Source organism: Frankia sp. BMG5.23 (assembly GCF_000685765.2).
Lineage (GTDB): Bacteria > Actinomycetota > Actinomycetes > Frankiales > Frankiaceae > Frankia > Frankia casuarinae.
The window spans coordinates 7,201-28,541 of the sequence record NZ_JDWE01000004.1 but is presented as its reverse complement, the minus strand read 5'-3'; the positions used below and the strand labels follow the sequence as shown (position 1 = coordinate 28,541).

20 protein-coding genes are annotated in these 21,341 nt (G+C 69.6%); 11 read left to right on the top strand and 9 right to left on the bottom strand.

Annotation, left to right across the window (positions count from 1 at the left end):
* Positions 1 to 503: 503 nt before the first annotated feature.
* From BMG523DRAFT_RS02765 to BMG523DRAFT_RS02755, 4 genes are all read left to right on the top strand, one after another.
* Complete coding sequence (locus BMG523DRAFT_RS02765) at positions 504 to 1,796, top strand: PhoH family protein (RefSeq protein WP_011438270.1); 1,293 nt, start codon at positions 504 to 506, stop codon at positions 1,794 to 1,796.
* A 202-nt stretch (positions 1,797 to 1,998) separates the two neighbouring features.
* Positions 1,999 to 2,700, top strand: a complete 702-nt coding sequence (gene msrA, locus BMG523DRAFT_RS02760) for a peptide-methionine (S)-S-oxide reductase MsrA (RefSeq protein WP_011438269.1) — start codon at positions 1,999 to 2,001, stop codon at positions 2,698 to 2,700.
* Positions 2,615 to 3,067: a recombinase family protein gene (locus tag BMG523DRAFT_RS27175; RefSeq protein ID WP_349256624.1), complete on the top strand. Its 453-nt coding sequence runs from the start codon at positions 2,615 to 2,617 to the stop codon at positions 3,065 to 3,067. Before msrA ends, BMG523DRAFT_RS27175 begins: the two co-directional genes overlap by 86 nt.
* 1,071 nt (positions 3,068 to 4,138) lie before the next feature.
* Positions 4,139 to 4,579, top strand: coding sequence for a hypothetical protein (locus tag BMG523DRAFT_RS02755; protein WP_023840087.1), 441 nt, complete (start codon positions 4,139 to 4,141; stop codon positions 4,577 to 4,579).
* 336 nt (positions 4,580 to 4,915) lie between these two features.
* Here the strand turns inward: BMG523DRAFT_RS02755 and BMG523DRAFT_RS02750 are convergent, their stop codons facing one another.
* Complete coding sequence (locus tag BMG523DRAFT_RS02750; protein ID WP_023840089.1) at positions 4,916 to 5,479, bottom strand: hypothetical protein; 564 nt, start codon at positions 5,477 to 5,479, stop codon at positions 4,916 to 4,918.
* 671 nt (positions 5,480 to 6,150) lie between these two features.
* Here BMG523DRAFT_RS02750 and BMG523DRAFT_RS02745 point away from each other — a divergent pair.
* Together BMG523DRAFT_RS02745 and BMG523DRAFT_RS02740 are read left to right on the top strand one after the other, a co-directional pair.
* Positions 6,151 to 6,426, top strand: a complete 276-nt coding sequence (locus BMG523DRAFT_RS02745) for a hypothetical protein (RefSeq protein ID WP_131728894.1) — start codon at positions 6,151 to 6,153, stop codon at positions 6,424 to 6,426.
* 141 nt (positions 6,427 to 6,567) lie between these two features.
* Positions 6,568 to 7,473 (top strand): HAD-IIA family hydrolase, encoded by a 906-nt coding sequence (locus BMG523DRAFT_RS02740; RefSeq protein WP_011438263.1) that lies wholly within the window; start codon positions 6,568 to 6,570, stop codon positions 7,471 to 7,473.
* Positions 7,474 to 7,508: 35 nt separating this feature from the next.
* Here BMG523DRAFT_RS02740 and BMG523DRAFT_RS02735 read toward each other — a convergent pair whose 3' ends face one another.
* Positions 7,509 to 8,957: a hypothetical protein gene (locus tag BMG523DRAFT_RS02735; RefSeq protein WP_011438262.1), complete on the bottom strand. Its 1,449-nt coding sequence runs from the start codon at positions 8,955 to 8,957 to the stop codon at positions 7,509 to 7,511.
* A 311-nt stretch (positions 8,958 to 9,268) separates the two neighbouring features.
* Here BMG523DRAFT_RS02735 and BMG523DRAFT_RS02730 point away from each other — a divergent pair, with 311 nt between their 5' ends.
* Positions 9,269 to 9,955, top strand: coding sequence for a nucleoside monophosphate kinase (locus tag BMG523DRAFT_RS02730; protein ID WP_011438261.1), 687 nt, complete (start codon positions 9,269 to 9,271; stop codon positions 9,953 to 9,955).
* Between the two features lie 25 nt (positions 9,956 to 9,980).
* Here the strand turns inward: BMG523DRAFT_RS02730 and BMG523DRAFT_RS02725 are convergent, their stop codons facing one another.
* Complete coding sequence (locus BMG523DRAFT_RS02725) at positions 9,981 to 10,541, bottom strand: hypothetical protein (protein ID WP_023840091.1); 561 nt, start codon at positions 10,539 to 10,541, stop codon at positions 9,981 to 9,983.
* A 592-nt stretch (positions 10,542 to 11,133) separates the two neighbouring features.
* Here BMG523DRAFT_RS02725 and BMG523DRAFT_RS02720 point away from each other — a divergent pair.
* Positions 11,134 to 11,691: an NUDIX hydrolase gene (locus BMG523DRAFT_RS02720; RefSeq protein WP_235462822.1), complete on the top strand. Its 558-nt coding sequence runs from the start codon at positions 11,134 to 11,136 to the stop codon at positions 11,689 to 11,691.
* A 60-nt stretch (positions 11,692 to 11,751) separates the two neighbouring features.
* On the opposite strand, the gene BMG523DRAFT_RS02715 is transcribed toward BMG523DRAFT_RS02720, so the two are convergent.
* The 4 genes from BMG523DRAFT_RS02715 to BMG523DRAFT_RS02700 all read right to left on the bottom strand — a co-directional run bounded on the left by BMG523DRAFT_RS02715 (position 11,752) and on the right by BMG523DRAFT_RS02700 (position 16,783).
* Positions 11,752 to 12,102, bottom strand: coding sequence for a helix-turn-helix domain-containing protein (locus BMG523DRAFT_RS02715; RefSeq protein ID WP_011438258.1), 351 nt, complete (start codon positions 12,100 to 12,102; stop codon positions 11,752 to 11,754).
* A 112-nt stretch (positions 12,103 to 12,214) separates the two neighbouring features.
* Positions 12,215 to 13,627, bottom strand: a complete 1,413-nt coding sequence (gene sthA / locus BMG523DRAFT_RS02710) for a Si-specific NAD(P)(+) transhydrogenase (protein ID WP_011438257.1) — start codon at positions 13,625 to 13,627, stop codon at positions 12,215 to 12,217.
* A gap of 542 nt (positions 13,628 to 14,169) precedes the next feature.
* Positions 14,170 to 15,561, bottom strand: coding sequence for a class II fumarate hydratase (locus tag BMG523DRAFT_RS02705; RefSeq protein WP_011438256.1), 1,392 nt, complete (start codon positions 15,559 to 15,561; stop codon positions 14,170 to 14,172).
* A 262-nt stretch (positions 15,562 to 15,823) separates the two neighbouring features.
* Complete coding sequence (locus BMG523DRAFT_RS02700) at positions 15,824 to 16,783, bottom strand: 4-hydroxy-3-methylbut-2-enyl diphosphate reductase (RefSeq protein ID WP_035729888.1); 960 nt, start codon at positions 16,781 to 16,783, stop codon at positions 15,824 to 15,826.
* Between the two features lie 180 nt (positions 16,784 to 16,963).
* On the opposite strand from BMG523DRAFT_RS02700, the gene xseA reads away from it, so the two are divergent.
* Positions 16,964 to 18,178, top strand: a complete 1,215-nt coding sequence (gene xseA / locus BMG523DRAFT_RS02695) for an exodeoxyribonuclease VII large subunit (RefSeq protein ID WP_035940986.1) — start codon at positions 16,964 to 16,966, stop codon at positions 18,176 to 18,178.
* Positions 18,179 to 18,263: 85 nt separating this feature from the next.
* Here xseA and BMG523DRAFT_RS02690 read toward each other — a convergent pair whose 3' ends face one another.
* A complete protein-coding gene (locus tag BMG523DRAFT_RS02690) occupies positions 18,264 to 18,527 on the bottom strand; it encodes an exodeoxyribonuclease VII small subunit (protein ID WP_049761136.1) in 264 nt (87 codons plus the stop codon).
* Positions 18,528 to 18,967: 440 nt separating this feature from the next.
* On the opposite strand from BMG523DRAFT_RS02690, the gene BMG523DRAFT_RS02685 reads away from it, so the two are divergent.
* The gene (locus BMG523DRAFT_RS02685; RefSeq protein ID WP_049760991.1) at positions 18,968 to 19,174 is read left to right on the top strand and encodes a hypothetical protein; all 207 of its coding nucleotides are present in this window, start codon (positions 18,968 to 18,970) and stop codon (positions 19,172 to 19,174) included.
* Between the two features lie 92 nt (positions 19,175 to 19,266).
* Here BMG523DRAFT_RS02685 and BMG523DRAFT_RS02680 read toward each other — a convergent pair whose 3' ends face one another.
* Positions 19,267 to 19,842, bottom strand: coding sequence for a DUF4245 domain-containing protein (locus BMG523DRAFT_RS02680; RefSeq protein ID WP_076804920.1), 576 nt, complete (start codon positions 19,840 to 19,842; stop codon positions 19,267 to 19,269).
* Between the two features lie 455 nt (positions 19,843 to 20,297).
* Here BMG523DRAFT_RS02680 and glpX point away from each other — a divergent pair, with 455 nt between their 5' ends.
* Positions 20,298 to 21,284, top strand: a complete 987-nt coding sequence (gene glpX, locus BMG523DRAFT_RS02675) for a class II fructose-bisphosphatase (protein WP_049761135.1) — start codon at positions 20,298 to 20,300, stop codon at positions 21,282 to 21,284.
* Positions 21,285 to 21,341 lie beyond the last annotated feature (57 nt).

The following is a 21,341-nucleotide window of genomic DNA, read 5'->3' as shown; positions in this document are numbered from 1 at the left end:
CGGCTCTCGTCGGTCGCCGGGCTCATGGATCCGGTGGCGACCTGCGGCCGGTCGGTGCCTGTTGCCCCGGTCGGTCGGTGACTGTTGCCCCGGTCGGTGCCCGTCGCCGGAGTCGGCGCAGGTCCCGGGGCTTCCGAACCGAGCAGGGAGCGGTGACCTGGCTTCCTCGGGCGGACGCTCGTGGTCCGGCCTCCGACGGCGCCGCGCGCGGCGGCTGATGCTCCGCGTCATGATCCGGACGCAATGTGACCGATCGGGGTGCGACGGGAACTCCGGGGTGCGAGACGTTTCCAGTTCTTAACGTAACGTGTTGTCGGAAGTGGGTCGCCATCATCGAGGGCTGCGGTTACCGTGGGAGCGCTAGCGTCTCAAGCCGTGGTCCGGCATGGTGCCGGACCTCTCGGGAGGCCCCTCGGTGCCGCAAGCGCGACTACACCAGGAGGCCGGTGCCCGGCCCCTGCAGGGGTCGGTCCCGGACTACCTCCGAGTAAGCGGGTGGGCGTGTGCCACGAACGCATGTCGTCGACACAAGCGTGCTGCTTTCTGATCCTGGCGCGCTGCTGCGGTTCGCGGAGCACAATGTCGTGCTCCCCCTCGTTGTCATAGGGGAGCTGGAAGGCAAAAGGAACCATCCGGAACTGGGCTGGTTCGCCCGGGAGGCACTACGCATCCTGGACGATCTGCGCATCCGGCATGGTCGCCTTGATCAACCGCTCCCGCTGGACAACGGCGGGACGCTACGGGTGGAACTCAATCACACCGATGCGGCGGTGCTTCCACCGGGGTTCCGGGTCGACACGAACGACTCGCGGATCCTGTGCGTCGCGATGAACCTCGCCCGCGAGGGCGCCGACGTCGTACTGGTCACGAAGGATCTCCCGCTGCGGGTCAAGGCGTCGGTGCTGGGGCTGCCCGCCGAGGAGTACCAGGCGCTGTCCCCGGTGGACACCGGCTTCTCGGGGATGGCCGAGCTCACCGTCACCCAGGAGGACCTCGACCGGCTCTACTCCCGCGAGTACACCGAGATCCTGGAGGCCGCCGACCTGCCCTGCCACACCGGCCTGGTCCTCACCACCACCGGGGGGAGTGCCTCCGCGCTCGGCCGGGTGACCGCCGACAAGCAGGTCCGGCTCGTCCGCGGCGACCGCGACGCGTTCGGCCTGCACGGTCGCTCCGCCGAGCAGCGGGTCGCCCTCGACCTCCTGCTCGATCCGGATGTCGGGATCGTCTCCCTCGGCGGTCGAGCCGGCACCGGTAAGTCGGCGCTTGCCCTGTGCGCCGGGCTCGAAGCTGTGATGGAGCGCCGGGCGCACCGCCGGGTGGTGGTTTTCCGCCCGCTGTACGCCGTCGGTGGCCAGGAGCTCGGGTACCTCCCGGGCAGCGAGAACGAGAAGATGGCGCCCTGGGCCCAGGCGGTGTTCGACACTCTCGGTGCGCTCGTCTCCCCCGAGGTCATCGAGGAGATCGTGGATCGCGGGATGCTGGAGGTGCTGCCGCTCACGCACATCCGTGGCCGGTCCCTGCACGACGCGTTCGTGATCGTCGACGAGGCCCAGTCCCTGGAGCGCGGGGTGCTGCTGACCGTGCTGTCCAGGCTCGGGCAGGGGTCACGGGTGGTGCTCACGCACGACGTGGCACAGCGCGACAACCTGCGGGTCGGCCGGCACGACGGGGTCGCCTCGGTGATCGAGACCCTGAAGGGCCACCCGTTGTTCGCGCACGTCACGCTCACCCGTTCCGAGCGATCGCCGATTGCGGCCCTGGTCACGACGATGCTGGAGGATCTCGTTCTCTGAGCGATCTTGTTCTCTGGCGGCGTGCTCCCCGATCGTCCGGCGAACGTTCGATGAACCTTCGGAGAACCTCCGGAGAACCTTCGGAGAACCTCCGGAGAACATTTGGAGAGTATCTGGGGGGCGTCCGAGGGTCCCGGGCTGCGGGAACGTGTGGCCGCGGTGCGCGGTTGTGCGAGGAGACAACCACCGGAGGTGGCTTCCCATGTTCTTCGGTCGTCACAAGACGACACTGCCCACGCCCGAGCAGGCCCTTCCCGGCCGGGATCGGCCGGTGTTCGCGGGCGACGTCCCGCACACCGTGCTGGGGACCCCGCTCGCCGGCCCGTTCCCGGCGGGGCTGGAGACCGCCGTGTTCGGCCTCGGCTGCTTCTGGGGGGCCGAGCGCGCGTTCTGGAAGGTTCCCGGGGTGTACACCACCGCCGTCGGCTACGCCGGAGGGCACACCCCGCACCCCACTTACGAGGAGGTGTGTTCCGGGCTGACCGGGCACACCGAGGTCGTCCTCGTGGTGTACGACCCCGCGAAGGTCGGCTACGAGGAGCTGCTGCGCGTGTTCTGGGAAGGGCACGACCCGACCCAGGGCATGCGGCAGGGCAATGACACGGGCACCCAGTACCGTTCGGCGATCTACACCACCACTGCCGGGCAGGCCGCCGCGGCGGCTGCCAGCCGCGAGGCGTTCCAGCAGGTGCTGACCGCCGCGGGCCTCGGGGCGATCACCACCGAGATCGCCCCGGCTGGTCCGTTCTACTATGCGGAGGAATACCACCAGCAGTACCTCTCCGACGCCAAGAACCCCGGCGGCTACTGCGGCCTGGGTGGCACGGGCCTGTCAATATGTGGCCCATGGTCAGAGCGGGAATCTACGTCAGAGCCGGCCAGGACCGAACAGGCGCAGGGCTAGCAGTCTCACGTCAGGAGGCCGGGCTGCCGCCCCCTCTGCGACCGTAAGGGCTGGGCGGTCGAGGACGTCTACTACGGACAAGGATGTCGGTGCCCATTCCGGACGGCCACGCCCGGAGTGGGACCGGCTCGTTGACGACATCAAAGCAGGCCGCCTCCAGGCGATCGTCTGCTGGCACATCGACCGGCTGACCCGCCAGCCCCGCGAAGTTGCGGGACGACGCCGGGCCGCACTTCGGGTTCGGCTGGCACGCCGTTGGTCCGGAGCCGGGGTGGCGAAGCTGGTCGAGATGCTCGACTTGGGCGCCGAACGCATCCCCGGACAGGATCGCGTCGAGCGGCGCGGAGTGGACGTTCCCCGCCGATGAGCTGGACCACGCCGACACCGAGGCCGGCGGCGTCGTTGATCACCGCACTCCAGTCGGCGGTGCTCAACGTCCCGTGGTCCCCGAGCGGGGACGAGTCCGCGTAGCAGTGGACGCAGGCTGACACCGGCCAGTGATCTCCAACGCGACAAAGTCGAGCGCGGGCATGGTTGTGGGCGGCATGACATCTCCTCGGGTATATCCAGATGTCTCACGGTCAGACCGGCGGCGCCCACGGGGTGCGGCCGTGCCGGCGCACCACGGGCAATGCCAGATGGACCTCTGCGGGTGGCCGAGGACCGTGGCGTGGACGGTGACCCGGACCCCATAACACGTTGGCACGGACCCTCCTCTATCGCGCCGACCCCGATCCGATAGCCGCAGCGGCATCGGCTCGCGACGCGCTCGACGTGCTCGACGTGCTCGACGGGCGGCCTACGCGTGGCGTGATCCAGCGATCAGGCGAGATGTGGCGGGAAATGCACCACCGGTGGCCGAAGATCGCAGCCGTTCAGGATCTTGGAGAGGTTATCGATCATTCTCGGCGGGCGTTGGAAGCAAAGCCACCGGCATCAGCGTGAACCGCCTGTCGGTTACGGATCCGGCACGTTTGCTACCTGCCCGCATCTGCCGGGCTACCCTCCCGGATGAGCTGACGGCGGAGATGGAGGGAGGATGGGCTTCGGGCGGAACGCGGACAAGCGGGGCAGTAGTAGCGGGCAGGTGGGCAACCCGGCCGCTGAGCGGCACGAGGGCGAGGATTTCGATGGCGCCAGCATGATCCGGTGCCCGCGATGCGGCGGCTCTGGGAAGGTTCAGAAAAAGTGAGTGCAGGGGAAAGCTGCGGCGAGGAGGGGCCTACGGGCCCCCAACCCGAGGTGCACGCGCTGTTCCCGTCCTGCGGCGAGTGCCGGAGGGCGCGCGCGGAGCATCTGCGCCGGTCCGCGCGCGGGGCGCGGATGCGCGACGGGCTGCCCAGCCTGACTCTCCAGCCGCCGGTGACGCGCTGCCCGCATATCCCGGACGTGTGGGCGCCGGGATTCGGCCCGGGTCGGAGCCGCCGGAGGGCTCCGGGTGGGAGACGCGGCCGGAGGGCCCGGTCTGACCCCCGCCTGGTTCAGCCAGCTTGTCCCCGGTGGGCGGATGGTCCTGCCGTTGCGCTGGCGCGGCCAGACCCGGGGTGTCGCGTTCGTCAAAGGCGGCGACAACGTGCTGCGCTCGGACGCGGTGTTCCTCCGCGGCTTCGTCCCGATGATTGGTCAGGACGTCGAACGCGTCGCCGCGCTCCACGAAAACCCGCTCGTCCAGATCCACTACGACGTCGACCAGGACATCGACCCGGACCACCTCACCGGCGTCTTCGCCACCCCCGGGTCGCCGCCTGGTCGGGCACGACCATCGGGCCGCAGGACCCGATCGACGGGATCTGGCTGCGCGCCACTGCCACCGACCCGGCCGTCTGCCGGATCAACGCCAGCCGTGGCGCGGTCGAGGCCGATCTGTGCGTCCCGCTGATCCCGAACCTGAGCCCCGCGCTGGTCGCCGGCTCCTCGCTTGCCTACCTCGCCAAGCGCCGCCTCGACGGCCCCGATCCGGTATACGAGATCGGCGCCCACGGCCACGGGGCTGACGGCCAGGCCCTCGCTGAACGCCTCTGCGATCACATCCGGACCTGGGACACCGACCGCAAGGCCGGCCCGACCCTCACCGCGATCTCGCTGACCGCCGACGCCGAGGTCCCGCCGACCGCGATCGTCAAGAAGGACTGCGCGATCATCATCACCTTCTGGCAGCCGAGGGTGCCGCGTGGCCGTACTTGCCCGAGCGCGGGCAATCGCGGCCGGCCGGTGCTCAGCCGGTGGGAACGATCTGCGCCGGGGCCCCGATCTGGGCGACGATCATGGTCCAGCGCCCGTCACCGGCGTTGAGAGCGTCGGTCGTGCGCTGCAGCAGCACCGGCGGGGGGACGGGCGTGCCGTCGAACAGGTTCCCGCACGCCGTGACCGCCTGGGCGTAGGCACCGGCGCCTTCGGTCCAGTTCCTGCTCACGCTCTCGACGGGCGGGAGGCCCAGCGGTCCGATGCGGTCGACGGCCCGCCCCAGGTCGGCGCAGGCCGGTTTCAGCGACATGCCGTCCGCCGCCTGAATGTCGGCCCGTACCGCGTTGACCGCCCGCACGACCTCCGAACGGACCTGGGCGGTGGTGGCGTACCAGGACGTGAGCCGGGCCTTGACGTCGGTAGTGGGCGGTGCCGCCGCACCGGCCCCGCCACCGGCCCCGCCACCGGACCCGACGACGAGGAACACCACGACCACCGCCGCGACCCCGGCCACGGAAAGAACCGCCAGCCCGCGTCGACGTTCCTCCCTGGTCAGTTCCTCCCAGGTGCGGTAGTCGCTCCGGCGCCGGCTCACGGATCCCCCAGATAGCCAGATAGCAAGAAGTCAGCGACAAAGCAGACGCACAGCTCAATCCTGACGTTGCGTCGGGAGCGACTCCCGACCGCGCCGGTGACGCGACGCCCGGCGTCCCACCTACCCGATTCAACCTCCCCCCGCGGCGCCGAGGCGCCGCGGGGGCACCGAAGAGGCCCCGCGGGGGGCACCACAAAGGGGCACACCGCGAGGGGCACCACCAAAGGGGCGCCACCAAACGGGCTCCGGGGCTCTGCGGCTCTGCGGCTCCGGGGCTCTGCGGCGGTTATCCCGACCACCGCCGTAGCGATACGCCGGACCGGCGGTATGCGCGGCGGTAGATGCGGCCGCGCGACCGAGAGCACGGGCAGCGGACAAAGTACCGGCCTACGACATCACCCGAACGTCGGCGCGGGAAAATGCACCGTCTTCTACTCCCTCCCAAGGGGATCCCCACGCGGGAACTTCGATTTTCGTCACACACCTCTGCGTTCCGCTCCCGGCCGGCTCGGCGATGTACTCACGGATGTACGAACGGGCCGCGCCCGGCCGTTGCCGGCGGAGGATCCTGGACCGACCCAGGTCGACCTCCGGCGTTTCGATGCGCAAAGCCGCGCGAAAGCGCCAAGATATCCCGGGTTCTTTACCACCCCGCGGCTCGGTGGATACCGGTGAGGGACGTTCGCGAAGGGGCACAGATGGACTACGTGATGGACTTGTCGGAGTCGGAGTGGGGGACACCCGCACCGGACCGGACGGGTAGCTGGGCGATCGTCGTTCTGGAGCAGGGGACCCGGCAGGTGCAGGGAGTCATCGGCCCGTTCCGGTCGCCCGGCCATGCGCAGGCCTACGCCTGCGACGGGGGATTCGCCGACTGGCTCATCGTCCCATCCCTGTATCTGATGTCGCCCACCGAACCGGAGATCGCCGCCATCGCGGTGCTGTGAGAAGGGATCACCCGAACCCGGTGAGCTGAGGTGAGGTGACCGAACCCGCCGGATCGTTCGGGCCGGGTGGTCCCCATCATGGTGCCGAGTGGGGACCACCCGGCAGACGGCATCGAGCGCAGGCGGGGAGAATCGGGGGTCATGGCGGAACATCTGATCGAGAACTATCTCATCGACATGGACGGTGTTCTGGTCCATGAGGAACATCCCATTCCGGGCGCGGATGCCTTTCTGGCCGGGATCGGCGAGGCAGGCCTGGGTTTTCTCGTGTTGACCAACAACTCGATCTACACGGCCCGCGACCTGTCCGCCCGGCTGGCTGGCGCGGGACTCACGATCCCGCCGGAGCGGATCTGGACCTCGGCCCTCGCCACCGCGCTCTTCCTACATACCCAACGCCCCCGGGGATCGGCGTACGTCGTCGGCGAAGCGGGCCTGACCACGGCGCTGCACGACATCGGCTACGTCCTCAGCGACCGGTCACCCGATTACGTCGTCCTCGGGGAAACCCGGACCTACAGCTTCGAGGCAATCACCAAAGCGGTACGGCTGGTGCGCGACGGCGCACGCTTCATCGCGACGAATCCCGATCCCACCGGTCCCTCGGTGGAGGGTCTCCTGCCCGCCACCGGGGCGGTCGCGGCGATGATCACCCGGGCGACCGGCGTCACACCCTACTTTGTCGGCAAGCCGAACCCGTTGATGATGCGCAGTGCGCTGAACACGCTGTCCGCGCACAGCGAGACCACCGTGGTGATCGGCGACCGGATGGACACCGACGTCGTCGCCGGCCTGGAGGCCGGAATGGACACCGTGCTGGTGCTGTCGGGCATCACGTCCATCACCGACGTCGACCGGTTCCCCTACCGACCGACCGCCATCGTCGACAGCATCGCCCAGTTGCCCGTCGGTCGGGATGTGCGGACGCTCGACAGCATGCCGACGGCCGCCGTCCGCCCGGCGCCAGCCGGGGCTCCCGATCGCACCGGGACGCACGGTCGGAGCCCGGGACCGGTGCACACCTCGGGGTCCACCACACGTGGGTGAAGGGCCACCGCGGAATCAGGGAACCCCGGACGGGATCAGGAGCCGCCCTGCGAACGGCGGAACAGGGTCGCGGTCGGCGCGGCGGCGGTCAGGGTCACCTTCGTCGGCGTGAACAGGAACGACTGCTGGGGCAGGCCGTCCGGACCCAGCAGGAACGCCCGCTCGATCGAGTCGACCTGGACGCGCGCACCGGTGTCGGCACCCGCACCGACGACCCGGGTCGCCTGGATGGACGCGATGTCCTCCGCGACCGTCCCGGGTGGGAGTTCGACGGCCGTGGCGGCCGGCGCGTCCCGTTCGATGGACCAGGCAGGGTAGGTCTTGTTCGACCGGTAGGTCTCGGGGTTGCCGGCGAGCCGCACCCCGACCGACAGCCCGACCCAGGCGTCGGCGGTGTTCGGCGTGCCGACCGTGTTCTTCCGGACGATCAGGTACAGGTAGTTACGCGGGTCGCTGATCCGGGTGCGTGGGTCCGGGACCGGGGCGTCGGCGACCTTGCCCTCCCGGGCGACCTCCTGGGACATCACCCAGTAGGTCCACGGGTTGCGGTCCATCTCCCGCTCAGGGGCCTCGGCGTTCGGGTCGAGGGTGTCCGCGGCTGACAGGGCGAACCGCATCGGGCCGTCGGTGTTCTGGCACATGCTGTTGCTGCGCGTGCAGGTCCCGAGCAGCGGGTGCGTGCTCTCGTACCGGCCGGTGAACGGCTGCGACGTGTGCTCCGGCCCCTGGATCACGGCGCTGCCGGGGATGGCGTTGCCGGTGGCGTCGATCTCTACCTGGTAGGTCCACTCGATGTCGGTGGTCCGCCCCCAGAACGCCATCAGGGCCGGGGTCGGGGTGCCCTCGTCCTCGTTGCTCCACACCATCGAGTAGGTCAGCAGGCGATGACCGGCGATCGCGGTTGGCGCCTCGGAGTGGAAGGCGAGCAGTGGGGTGTCGGTGACGGCGTTCTGGAACGGCCCGCCGGCCATCGGGTCCGCGGCGGCGGCCGGCGCCGTCCGGCCGTAGATCACCGGGGCGTGCGCCAGTGCCTGGTAGCCGTTGTCCTGCGGCGTGACGGTGCGGAAGGTCAGATCGGTCAGGCGCGCCGTGGCGGCGTTGCGGGGCGACCGGTCCGCGGCGAACAGCGTCCGCAGGGTGTGCTTGCCGGCGGCCAGGTGACCCAGCGCGAGGCTGCGCTTGATCGGGAAGGACGTGGGGATCACGAGATCGGTGGCGTAGGCGGTGTCGACGTAGAGCGACAGCACCGCGGACTCGCCGCCCGGGGAGCCCCAGGAGACCCCCGGGGCGGTGGTGGTGACGTCCAGGAGCACCTCGCCGTCGGCCTCGGTGCGGAAGGGGATCGACGAGTCCTGCCCCCGATTGAGGACGATCTCCGCGGGTGGAGCCGGTGCCCTGTCCCCGGAACCGCACGCTGTGAGCCCCACCGCCAGCACGGTGGCGGCCAGGCCGGCGCCGAGCGTCTGACGCAGTCCCCTTGACACCCGCGTTCCCTCCTAGAATCCGGGATCGCAGCCGCGGCCCGTTCCGCGCTCCCCCGATCCCCATACATCCTGACATCCTGCTCTTTACGGCATTGTCGGCGTGCATCGGTCCGGGTTGGGCCACGGATAGCCCGCCGGTCGGCCGTGCGGGTGTCATGACGTACCCGCCACCGCTGGGCCGCGGAAACCCCTAGTGATCTCCATGGCGGATAACGTCGCGACGGAGAGGCCGGTGGGACAGCTGGGGGCGGGCCACCGAGGCGGCCGCGCGTCGGCCGGCCTCCGGGGCGGAGGAACGATCGGGAGTCGGCGTGCGCAAGTTCGTCATCATGGGCGTGCAGGGCAGCGGCAAGGGAACCCAGGCGACGATGATGGCCCGGGACTTCGACCTGGTCCACATCAGCGTCGGCGACGTCTTCCGCTGGAACGTGCAGAACCACACCAAACTCGGTGCCCAGGTCAAACGCATCGTGGCGGCCGGTCACCTGGTCGGGGACGACCTCGTCGAGTCGGTGGTGCGCTCCCGGCTGGCCGAGCACGACTGGAACTACGGGTTCATCATCGACGGGTTCCCGCGCAACGCCCGGCAGGCCGAGTTCTTCCTGGAGAGCTACGACATCGACGGGGTCATCTACCTCGACCTCCCCGACGACGAGGTCTATCGGCGGGTGCTCGCCCGCCGGTTCTGCTCACGGTGCGGCCTGGACTACAACCTGATCGCCAGTAGGCCGCAGGTGCCGGACACCTGCGACGTGTGCGGAGCGCCGCTGCTGACCCGGGCCGACGACAACCCGCAGGCACTTGCCGTCCGCCTGCGGGAGTACCACGAGAAGACCCGACCGGTCATGGAGATCTTCCAGCGTAAGGAGTTCGTGGCCGTCGTGGACGCCCGGCACCCGCCGCGCGAGGTGCAGGCGGAGATCCGTCGGCATTTCGATCTTCCACAGCTCGATCGCTCGCAGCTTGATTTTCCGCAACGGCCGGTCGTGCCCGGGTGAGCCCGGCCGTGATTCCCCGGGGGGACTACCGCTTGGTGAACACCACGGCGACGCCGTCGGTATTGCCGATCCCCGCGGCCCCGATACTCCCGTTGACGCCGTGCCCGTTGAACTGGATGGCTCTGGCGACCCCCGGAATCCCCACATCCGTTGTGATCTTGTAGCCGGCGCCAGGCAGGGTCTGCCGGTAGAAGGTGGCCACCCGGTCGCTGGACACCCCGCCCAGTGTCACCGTCGACGTCTTCCCGGTGGTCGTACCGACCTTCACGGTGGCCCCGGGCGGCACCGGGAAATCGGGGGGGACATTCGTGCCACGCAGGGCATCCGCGCCGCTGACGGCGTCGATCCTTCCCACCCCCGGCAGCGAGGTCGGCAGCGCGGTGGGCAGCCCGCTCGGCAGCGCGGTGGGCAGCGACGTCGGCAGGGTCGGTGTGCTGACGGAGGGCGGCACGCTGATGTCGTCGGACCCCCCGCAACCGGCGGTCAGCGCGACCATTCCCGCGAGGACCAGCCCCGGAAGCAGCGTCATGGTTCGGCCGGACCGGATCCCTCGGCGTGGTTCGTCGAGGGTGAGGTTCTCCCGCACGGCTGGTCCTCCCGCTCGGTCCGACCGGCGGAACGGGGGTCCCGCGGGCGGACGGTAGATCATCACTGTGGATCTGTCCAGGTGTCTGATTCCCGGATCTTTCGGATCCATGCCGTCGACCTTAGTCGCGGACGGTGCACGCCGCGTGGCGGTGTCGGCTCGGCGTCATTGCCCGCGTGGGATGGCCCGCGTGAGTGGGGGTGGCCCGCGTGGGGATGCGTCGGCGCGTCGCCACCCGGGGGAGCACACCTGAGCTTCACGTTGGGTCGGGGGCCGGGGTCGCGCGTCGGGGCGGTCGAGCGGCGCGCCGGTACCAACAATTACCTTCCGTAGTCACAAGAGGGGGATGGGCCGCATGGGGGTGACGATTACACGGGGTGTTGGTGCCACTGCTTCCAGCTTCCGCCGTTCCGCGGCCGACGGTGGATCCCCTCGTAGGCGGAGCTCCCTTCCTTGCTGCCGGAATTCCGATTCGGTCCGTTCTGTTACCTTTTTTATCACTGTAAGTGAGTATGCTGGTGCGATACGAGTTTCGGTGTGTCCCGTCTCAGTGGGTCGTGATCGGCGCCCGATGCCTGTACGTTCCTTAAGCGTGGCGGTCACCAACAACGCGGTGATCGGTGTGGCCCTGGGCTACATCGAGGCAAATCCGGACGAAGTGGACCTCATGCGGTCCTTGGTCGTGCTGGCTCTGCACGGGCCATCCATCACAGCCCGTAGCACGATGCCGGCCCATGTCACGTGCCGAGCCGCGATCGTGTCCCCGGACTGGCGGGTGCTGGAGATCCTGGAGCCGTCCACCGCGGTCTGGCGGATGCCCGGCGGTCATGTCGATGCCGACGACTCCTCGCTGCTCGGCGCCGCGCTCGGGCTCGCTGCGCGCCGGGCCGGTGTCGAGGCCGACGCGGTGATCCCGGGCGGGATCCTCCCGTTCGACGTGGAGGTCAGAATCGTCGACGCCGCGCCGATCCTCGGCGAACCCGAGCACGTGCACTACGACATGACCTATCTCTTCCACGTCGAGGACCGCAGCCTCGCGGTGCGGGAGAGCGCCACGACGCAGGTTCGGTGGGTGGCGCCCGAGCTGATTTCCGGCCAGCTGGGCGCGAAGCTGACCAGGGCGTCCCAGCAGGCCGGGCTGGTGCGCTGACCGGACCCGTGCGGGCCTGATCCGCTGGGGTGCCGGGCAACCCCGGGCCAGCAGGACGGGTCAGCAGGACGGGTCGGGGAGCCAGGTCTCGGCCCAGAGGGAGAGAGCCGCGACCGTGTCCGCGAGGTCCGCTCCCTTCGCGGTCAGGTGGTACTCGGTCCGCGCGGGCGTGTCCGGGACGACGGTGCGTCTGACCATCCCTTCGGCTTCGAGTTCCCTCAGCCGTACGGAACAGAGCCGGTCGGACAGGTTGGGCACCGCCGTCGTGATCTCGGAGAACCGGGTTGCGCCGGCCAGCATCGCGCGTACGATGGCCCCGGTCCAGCGCCGCCCGATGGTCTCGACGGCATGGTGGTAGCGCGGGCAGAACGAGGACAGCTCCACCCTGATCAGCCTATGCTTGCCCGCCATTAGCCGGCCCGATCCGGTGATAGCGGCTTACCTTTCGTCAGCTCATGACGTCGTGGGGCGAGGAGCCCGGTTCGCGGCCGCCCCCGGCCCGATGCGCCGTCTGGTGCTCCGGTCAGCCGCTGAAGCGGGCAACCGCGCGCATCTTGTTCATTGCGTCCAGGGCCGCGACCTTGTAGGACTCGGCGAGCGTCGGATAGTTGAAGACGCTGTCGACAAGGTAGTCGATGGTGCCACCGCAGCCCATCACGGTCTGTCCGATGTGGACGAGTTCGGTGGCTCCCGTACCGAAGACGTGCACCCCGAGAAGGCGCCGGTCGTCCGGGCTGACCAGTAGCTTCAGCATCCCGTACGAGTCACCGAGGATGGCTCCGCGGGCCAGCTCCCGGTACCGGGCGATGCCCACCTCGAACGGGATGGCCTGCTCGGTCAGTTCGTCCTCGGTGCTGCCAACATAGGAGATCTCCGGGATCGTGTAGATCCCGATCGGCATCAGCTCGGCCCGCATGGCGTTGACGTCCTCGCCGCAGGCGGCGTACGCCGCAAGGCGTCCCTGTTCCATCGACGTCGCCGCGAGAGCGGGGAATCCGATCACGTCGCCGACCGCGTAGATGTGATCGACCTCTGTGCGGAAGTCCGAGCCGACCTTGATCCGGCCGCGGTTGTCCGCGGAGAGGCCGGCCGCCGGAAGATTGAGGATGTCGGTGAGCCCCTGCCGCCCGGCCGAATACATCACCGTGTCCGCCGGGAGCTTCTTCCCGCTCTCGAGCAGGGTGAGGGTACCGCCGTTGTGGCGTTCCACGGAGACGACCGACTCGCGGAAACGGAAGGTCACCGCAAGATCGCGGAGCTGATACTTCAACGCCTCGACGATTTCGAGGTCGCAGAAGTCGAGCATCCGGTCACGGCGCTCGACGACGGTCACCTTCGTGCCGAGCGCGGCGAACATCGAGGCGTATTCGATACCGATCACACCGGCGCCGACGACGACCATCGACCGGGGCAGTTTCTCCAGGGCCAGGATCTGGTCGCTGTCGACGACGGTCCGTCCGTCGAAGTCGACCGTGTCCGGCCGCGCCGGGCGGGTTCCCGTGGCGATGATGATTCTTTCCGCCTGGATCCGGCGGTCCTCGGTGTCCTCGCCGCCCGCCCGCACGTTCACGGTGTGCGGATCGACGAAGCTGGCCAGGCCCGTCAGCAGGGTGACGTGGTTACGGCTGAGCTGGTTGCGAATCACGTCGATCTCGCGGCTGATGACATGTCTGGTCCGCGCCGAGAGGTCACCGACGGTGATGTCATCCTTTACCCGGTAGCTCGACCCATACAGCTCACGCTGTGACATGCCGGTCAGATAAAGGACCGCTTCTCGCAGCGTCTTGGACGGGATCGTGCCAGTGTTGATGCTGACACCGCCGATCATTTCCCGCTTGTCGACGATCGCGACCCGTCGGCCGAGCTTGGCCGCTGCGATCGCGGCCTTCTGCCCGCCCGGCCCGGATCCGATGACGAGGACGTCGTAGTCGAACATCGTCACATCCCCCGCAATCTATCGGTCTCCGGTGAACCCGAGGCTATCCGGCCGGACGGGTCGGATCGGCATGTTGGCCGTGCTTGTTACGTCCATTTCTTCTGGGAAATTTCTCGGGAGTCGCTTTACCTGCGGGTTATCACTTGAGGTAGGTGTCGCGAACCCGTCCGTGATGGCCGAGGCGTGCCGCCACGTCCGCCATATGTGCCGGTGTGGTTCCGGCTGAGAGCTTTTCGAGTCCAGCTGGTGGGAACCCGTCGAGGAGTCGCGACGCCAGGCCGCCGGGCCCCGCCGCCGGGCCGTCGTGCCGGGCCGTCGTGCCGGCAGGTGAAATTGGGGCACCCGCCACCCGTAACCAACCCGCCGCCGACCCGTTAAACCTCTAGCGGGGGTCGTGGAGGCTGTCTGGGGGGTCTTCCACGGCCCCCGCCGCGCCGTCGGGCGCCGCTGTCGGGTTGCGCCGTCGGGACGGAACACCTCCGTGGGTCACGGAGGTGCCCGGGAGACGCGACGGTCGGGAGCGGCCGCCCGACGAGCTTCGGCTACGGGTGGGTCATCGACAGCACGTCGAGCGCGGCGTCGAGCTGTGCCTCGGTGAGTTGGCCCGCCGCAACGTAACCGCGCTCGAGAACGACCTCGCGAATGGTCTTCTCCTCGGCGAGCGAGATCTTGGCGACCTTCGCGGCCTCCTCGTAGCCGATGTACTTGTTCAGCGGCGTCACGATGGAGGGGGAGGACTCGGCGTAGCGGCGGCAGCGTTCGACGTCGGCGACGATGCCGTCGATGCAACGGTCGGCGAACAGCCGGCTGATCGTCGACAGGATGTGGATCGACTCCAGCAGGTTACGTGCGATCACCGGCAGCATGACATTGAGCTCGAAGTTCCCGGCTGATCCGCCGAACGCGACCGCCGCGTCGTTGCCGACGACCTGGGCGACGACCTGACAGACCGCCTCGGGAAGGACCGGATTGACCTTGCCGGGCATGATCGAGGATCCGGGCTGGAGGTCGGGCAGCCGGATCTCGCCGAGCCCGGCTCGCGGGCCGGACGAGGCCCAGCGCAGGTCGTTAGCGATCTTGTAGAGCGAGAGGGCGATCACCCGCAGCACGCCGGACGCCTCGACGAGGCCGTCCCGGGAGGCCTGCGCCTCGAAGTGGTTGCGTGCCTCGGTCAGGGGAAGACCGGTGCTGGCGGACAGTTCCTCAATCACCGCGGCGGAGAAGCCGGGCGGGGTGTTGATGCCGGTCCCGACGGCTGTCCCACCGAGCGGCAGCTCTCCGATCCGGGGCAGTGCCACCTGCAGGCGCTCGACGCCGAGCCGGACCGCGGCGGCGTACCCGCCGAACTCCTGGCCGAGCGTCACGGGGGTCGCGTCCATCAGATGGGTCCGGCCGGACTTCACGACGTCGGCGAACTCGGTCTCCTTGCGACCGAGCGCGGTGGCAAGGTGCTCCAGGGCCGGGATCAGGTCCCCGACGATGCCCTGGGTGGCGGCGATGTGGATCGATGAGGGAAAGACGTCGTTCGAGGACTGCGAGGCGTTGACGTGGTCGTTCGGGTGAACCGGGCGGCCGAGGCGCTCGGAGGCGAGCGAGGCCAGCACCTCGTTGGTGTTCATGTTGGACGAGGTGCCGCTGCCGGTCTGGAAGACGTCCAAGGGGAACTGGTCGTCCCAGTCACCACGGGCCACCTCCGTGGCCGCGTCGACGATCGCCTCGGCGATGTCCGCGTCGAGCACGTCCAGCTTGGCGTTCACCGTCGCGGCAGCGGCCTTGATCCGGGCGAGCGCCGCGATGTGCGCGCGGGAGATCCGCTGGCCGGAGACGGGAAAGTTCTCCACCGCCCGCTGTGTCTGGGCCCGCCACCGGGCCGTGACCGGTACCCGGACGTCACCCATGCTGTCGTGCTCGATGCGGTATTCCTGCTCGCTCATGCGCCCGTTCTCCCGATGCTCGTCGCCCGTGCCCTGTACCGCACGTGCCCTGTACCGCATACTGGGGCCGCGTCCCGGCGAGATGCCGCCTGGACGCGGCCCCAGGGCCGACCTTAGGACATGTCGGGACCCCTGCTATAGGGGGCCGTTCGGGGTCTCCGTCACCTTGCCTTCGGCGAGGTTCCTGAGGGGAACGTCGGGGCTTCGGCGCAATGCGGGGAAGGGTGGCTCCGACGAGTCTGGTGTGAGGGGCGGTCCGGGCTCAGCCGGCGGCGCGCTCGCGGGTACGCATCTCCCGGCGAAGCTCCGGCGGCAACGCGAAGAGAAGGTGCTCGTCCGCGGACGTGACCTCCTCCACATCGGTGAAGCCCCGCTCGGCGAGCCAGGCCATCACGCCGGTGACGAGTTCCTCCGGCACCGATGCGCCACTGGTGACCCCGACGGTCTCGACACCATCGAACCAGCTCAGGTCCACCTCGGTGGAGTCGTCCACGAGGTAGGCGGCCGGGGCGCCGGCGTCGAGCGCGACCTCGACCAACCGGACCGAGTTCGAGGAGTTCCGCGAGCCGACGACGATGACCAGGTCGACCGCGCCGGCGATCTCCTTGACGGCGACCTGGCGGTTCTGCGTGGCGTAGCAGATGTCGTCGCTCGGTGGACCCTGCAGATGCGGGAAGCGCTCGCGCAGCGCGTCAACCGTCGTCATCGTCTCGTCGACGGACAGTGTGGTCTGGGAGAGGAAAGCCACCCGCTCCGGATCGCGGACCTTCACCCCGGCGGCGTCCTCGGGCCCGTCCACGAGGTGGATGCGGTCCGGAGCCTGCCCGGTGGTGCCGACGACCTCCTCGTGGCCCTCGTGGCCGATGAGGAGGATGTCGTAGTCCTCACGGGCGAACCGCCTGGCTTCAGAATGCACCTTGGTGACCAGAGGGCACGTGGCGTCGATTGTGCGGAGCTCGCGCACCGCCGCCTCTTCGTGCACCGTTGGTGCCACTCCGTGGGCTGAAAACACGACGGTGGCGCCGTGCGGCACCTCGTCGGTTTCGTCCACGAAGATCGCGCCCTTGGCCTCCAGCGTCTTCACGACATGAAGGTTGTGAACGATTTGTTTGCGTACGTAGACCGGTGAACCGTACAGCTCTAGTGCTTTCTCCACGGTCACGACGGCTCGATCGACACCAGCGCAGTAGCCGCGCGGTTTGGCAAGAAGGACCCGGCCCATGGGTGGGAGTCTACGCGGCGGCGGGCGGCCGGGAAGTCGGCTAGGCGATGCATCACCCGATGGCGACATCGTCCGGTCCGGCCGTGGGGAGGGCCGCCGACCGTTGTGGGGTGAGGCTGTGGGGTGAGGCTGTGGGGCGTGGTTGTGGGGCGTGGTTGTGGGCGAGGTTACGGTGCCCGGGTGGCACTGACATCGTCCCCGGAACAGCCGCTGCCGGTCCGCAGCGTGTCGCGCGCGCTGGGAGACTGGATCAACCGGCTGGGGCGGGTGTGGGTCGAGGGGCAGGTGACCGGGATCGTTCGCCGTCCCGGGATGGGAACGGTCTTCCTCACCCTGCGGGACCCGGTCGCCGACGTGTCCCTGCGGGTCACCTGCCCGCGCGCGGTGTGCGACGCGGTGGGGCCGGCGCTCGTCGACGGGGCCCGCGTCGTGGTGTGGGGCAAGCCGTCGTTCCACCCCGGCCGAGGCACGCTGGCCCTTGCGGTTGTTGAGATTCGCCCGCTCGGCGCCGGTGCGCTGCTGGCCCGGCTCGAACAGCTCAAGGCCACGCTGGCGGCCGAGGGGCTGTTCGCCGCGTCCCGTAAGCGGCGTCCTCCGTTCCTCCCGGCGGCCGTCGGTCTGATCACCGGGCGGGCCAGCGCGGCGGAGCGGGACGTGGTCGAGAACGCGCGCCGTCGCTGGCCGGCGGTGCGCATCGTGTTACGAGAGGTGGCCGTCCAGGGGCCTCTCGCGGTCGCCCAGGTCATCGACGCGCTGCGGGAACTCGACGCGCGCGCCGAGGTGGAAGTGATCGTCATCGCTCGTGGCGGCGGGTCGCTGGAGGATCTGCTGCCCTTCTCCGACGAGGCGCTGCTGCGGGCTGTCGTGGCCGCGTGTACCCCGGTGGTGTCGGCAATCGGACACGAGCAGGACACCCCTTTGCTCGATTTCGTCGCCGACGTCCGCGCCTCCACGCCGACGGACGCGGCGAAGAGGGTGGTGCCGGACGTCGGTGAGCAGGCGATCGCGGTCGCCCAGCTGCGGGCCCGGGCCCGGCGGGTCGTCGAGCACCGACTCGACCGGGAGGAACGTTGGCTGGCGGACACCCGGGGACGCCCCGTGCTCGCAACGCCCACGCGCGACGTGGACCGCAGAGCGGACGACGTGTCGGCGCTCCTCGCCCGTTCGCGCCGCTGCGTCCGCCACGTGATAGATGTGACCGGGAACGATCTGGCCGCCACCCGCGCCCGGATGCGCGCGCTGTCGCCGGCGGCGACCCTCGACCGCGGGTACGCCGTGGTGCAGCGCACCGTGGATGGTGCGGTTGTGCGCGGACCTGCCGAGGTTGCGGCCGGGGACGGGCTCGCCATCCGGGTGGCGGGCGGAACGCTGCGCGCGACGGTCGTGGACGGCTGAGCAGGCCCGGCGGCCCGGTCGGCTGGAGGGGCCGCTCGCTCAGGAGATCAGGAGATCAGGAGACGTCCAGGAGATCAGGAGACGCTCAGGAGAGTGGAGTCGCCGCGGCCAGTCGAGCGCGGGCGCCGTCGAGCAGTGCCTGACAGGTCTTGGCGAGCCCCTCGCCCCGTTCCCAGAGGATCAGTGACTCCTCCAAACTCACCCCGCCGGCCTCCAGCCGGCGGACGACCTCCTCGAGTTCGGCCCGCGCGACCTCGTAGGTGACCGGTGGGGCCGGGACGCCCGGCGGGAGGACATCGGCGGAGCCCGATGTGTGACCGGTAGGGCCGTCGTTGAATGCTTCGGGCATGGCCACCTCCGTGCCGCCTCCACAACCCTCTATCTTCCACAATCCTCTATAACGATGTCCGCTCAATCCGTGACCGCGCGGTTTCGGGTCGGTCCCGACCCGGCATCCACCGTTGGGCGACCCGGCGGCTAGGAGGCGCCGGCGTGGCGATTTCCCCTCCGCCTGACCAACATGATATCCAACAAGGAACAATCATGGCTGAACCCGGCCGGTCCGGTGGAGATCCATAGTACAAGGTCACTGCATGGCGTTTCAGGCCGGTCGCGGTCCGAGACGGACCAGACCGGCCTGGCACACCGGCCGTTACCCGTAGGACATCCAGTCCGGAGGTAGCAATGCCCGCGCTACGCCCGACGCCTCGTCGCAGACCTCTCGGCGACCTCGCCCGAGAGCACGCTCCGCCTTCGGTTGCCGCCGTGGGCGCCGTGCCGAGGGGTGGGATGATCGGGACGCGGGTTGGCGGCGCCCACCTCGGATGGCGGATGCCGGCGACGGGCCCGCTGCTACGTCGGGCGGCCGGGCTGGTCATCGGCATGGCGATTCTCATCCCCGCCGCCACCGCTCTGGAGGGTGGGGGCCAGCCACCGGCCGCAACGGCCGTCGCGCCCGCACGGCCTCCCGTCATCGCGGCCGCCGTCCAGCGCTGACCGGGTTCGCGCTGACCGGGCGGCTTGCATCGACCGGGCGGCTTGCATCGACCGGGCGGCTTGCATCGACCGGGCCCGTACCGGCGGCCCGATCAGTTCGTGGCGGCGGGAACGACCGGTCGCAGTGACGCGGCGAGGGTGACCAGATCGGCCTGATTCGCCCCGCCTTTGCCGCCTCCGTCATCCACGATCACGGTGACGTCGCCGTCGGTTCGGGTGAGCGCGAGATGCCCATCGCCGTCCCGGCGCTGCTGCCAGGCGACGCCTTCCACATCGACCGTGCCGTTGGCCGGTCGGTTCCCCAGGATCCGCTGGACCGCGGTGGGAGCGTTGCTCTCGACGAAGCGGGCGAACGTCCGATGGTCGGGCCGATCAACGACGTAGCCGATCGTCGCCTCGGCGGGACCACCATCGCCACCACCGGTGGGCAGCGTCAGGCGGATGGAGGTCGGCTTCCAGGAGGAGGGCAGGCCAGCCGGCCCGAGCGGGGAGTAGGGCGCCTGGCGGGCGAACGCCGCCATCGGCTCACTCGTCGCGACGACCTTGACCGCGGGCTCGTCGCCTCCGCGGGGCATGACGAAGACGACGAAGAGCAGGACACCCGCCATGACCACGGCGAGAGAGAGCGCCATGTCTCTGATCGTTTCCTGACCGCGTCGTCGTGCCACGTCCCCATCTTCCAGGTCCGAACCCCCGAATGGGCACCCGGACCACGTCTGGGCGGCTCGCGGGGGTGGTGGTGTGTTCAGACTCTCGCCCGGCTGGAGGGCCTTATCGGGGAGTGCGGGGCGAGAAACCGGCCAGATCGGGGCCTGCCGGGCAGCCGTCACGCCCCCTCCGCGTGACGGCTGCCCGATGCTCCGTTGGACGCGCGCACCGGGTTGAAGGTTGCGTGCCTCTTCGGCGGATTCGAGATGTCGTGTCGACGACAGGCCGGATTTGCCGGACGGCCGCGGGCGCACCTTCGCGGCGGGATAGGGTCATGGAGGTATATTCGGCGTCACTCCGGGCCTAGTTCGGGCGCCGACGGGGCTCCCGAACTAGGCTCGGGGCCGTGTCTTCCACTGCTGAATCCTCCGCCTCCAGGCCTTCCGACGCCTCGTCCGTGCCCGACACGCTGGCCGTGCAAGGGCAGGCTCCGGATCGCAACCTCGCGCTCGAACTCGTCCGGGTAACCGAGGCAGCCGCGCTCGCCGCGGCGCGCTGGGTCGGCCGTGGCGACAAGAACGGCGCGGACGGGGCCGCCGTCGACGCGATGCGTCGACTGGTCGGCACCGTCTCGATGCGCGGGGTCGTCGTGATCGGCGAGGGGGAGAAGGACGAGGCCCCCATGCTGTTCAACGGCGAGGTGGTCGGTTCGGGCGAGGGCCCCGAATGCGACGTCGCCGTGGATCCCGTGGACGGTACGACGCTGACCTCCAAGGGGATGAATAACGCCATCTCGGTCATGGCGGTCAGCGAGCGTGGCTCGATGTACGACGCGAGCGCGTGTTTCTACATGGAGAAGCTGGTCACCGGCCCGGAGGCGGCCGGGGTGGTGGATATCGCGGCCTCGGTGGAGGACAACATCCGCGCCGTGGCGAAGGCCAAGGAGATCCTCCCGCGGGACGTCACCGTGGTGGTCTTGGACCGGCCCCGGCACAGCCAACTGGTCGAGCAGATCAGGGCGGCCGGCGCCCGGGTTAAGCTGATCTCCGACGGCGACGTCGCCGGAGCGGTGATGGCTGCCTCGGCGGACACCGGCGTGGACCTGCTGCTGGGGATCGGCGGCACTCCCGAGGGGATCATCACGGCCTGCGCCGTGACCTGCCTGGGTGGAGTGATCCAGGGCCGGCTGTGGCCGCGGGACGACGCGGAGTATCGCAAGGTTGCCGACCTCGGGGGCGACCCGGCCCGGGTACTGTCCACCCGGGACCTCGTCGACAGTGACAACGTCTTCTTCGTGGCGACCGGCATCACGGACGGCGAACTGCTCGCCGGGGTGCGGTACCGGCCGGGCGGGGCAAACACGTCCTCGCTGGTGATGCGGTCACGCTCGGGCACCATCCGCCGGGTGGACAGCCAGCATCAGCTCACCAAGCTGCAGGCGTACTCCACCGTTCCGTTCTGAGCCGCCACCGTTCCGTTCTGAGCCGCCGCTGTCCCGTTCTGAGCCGCCGCTGTCCCG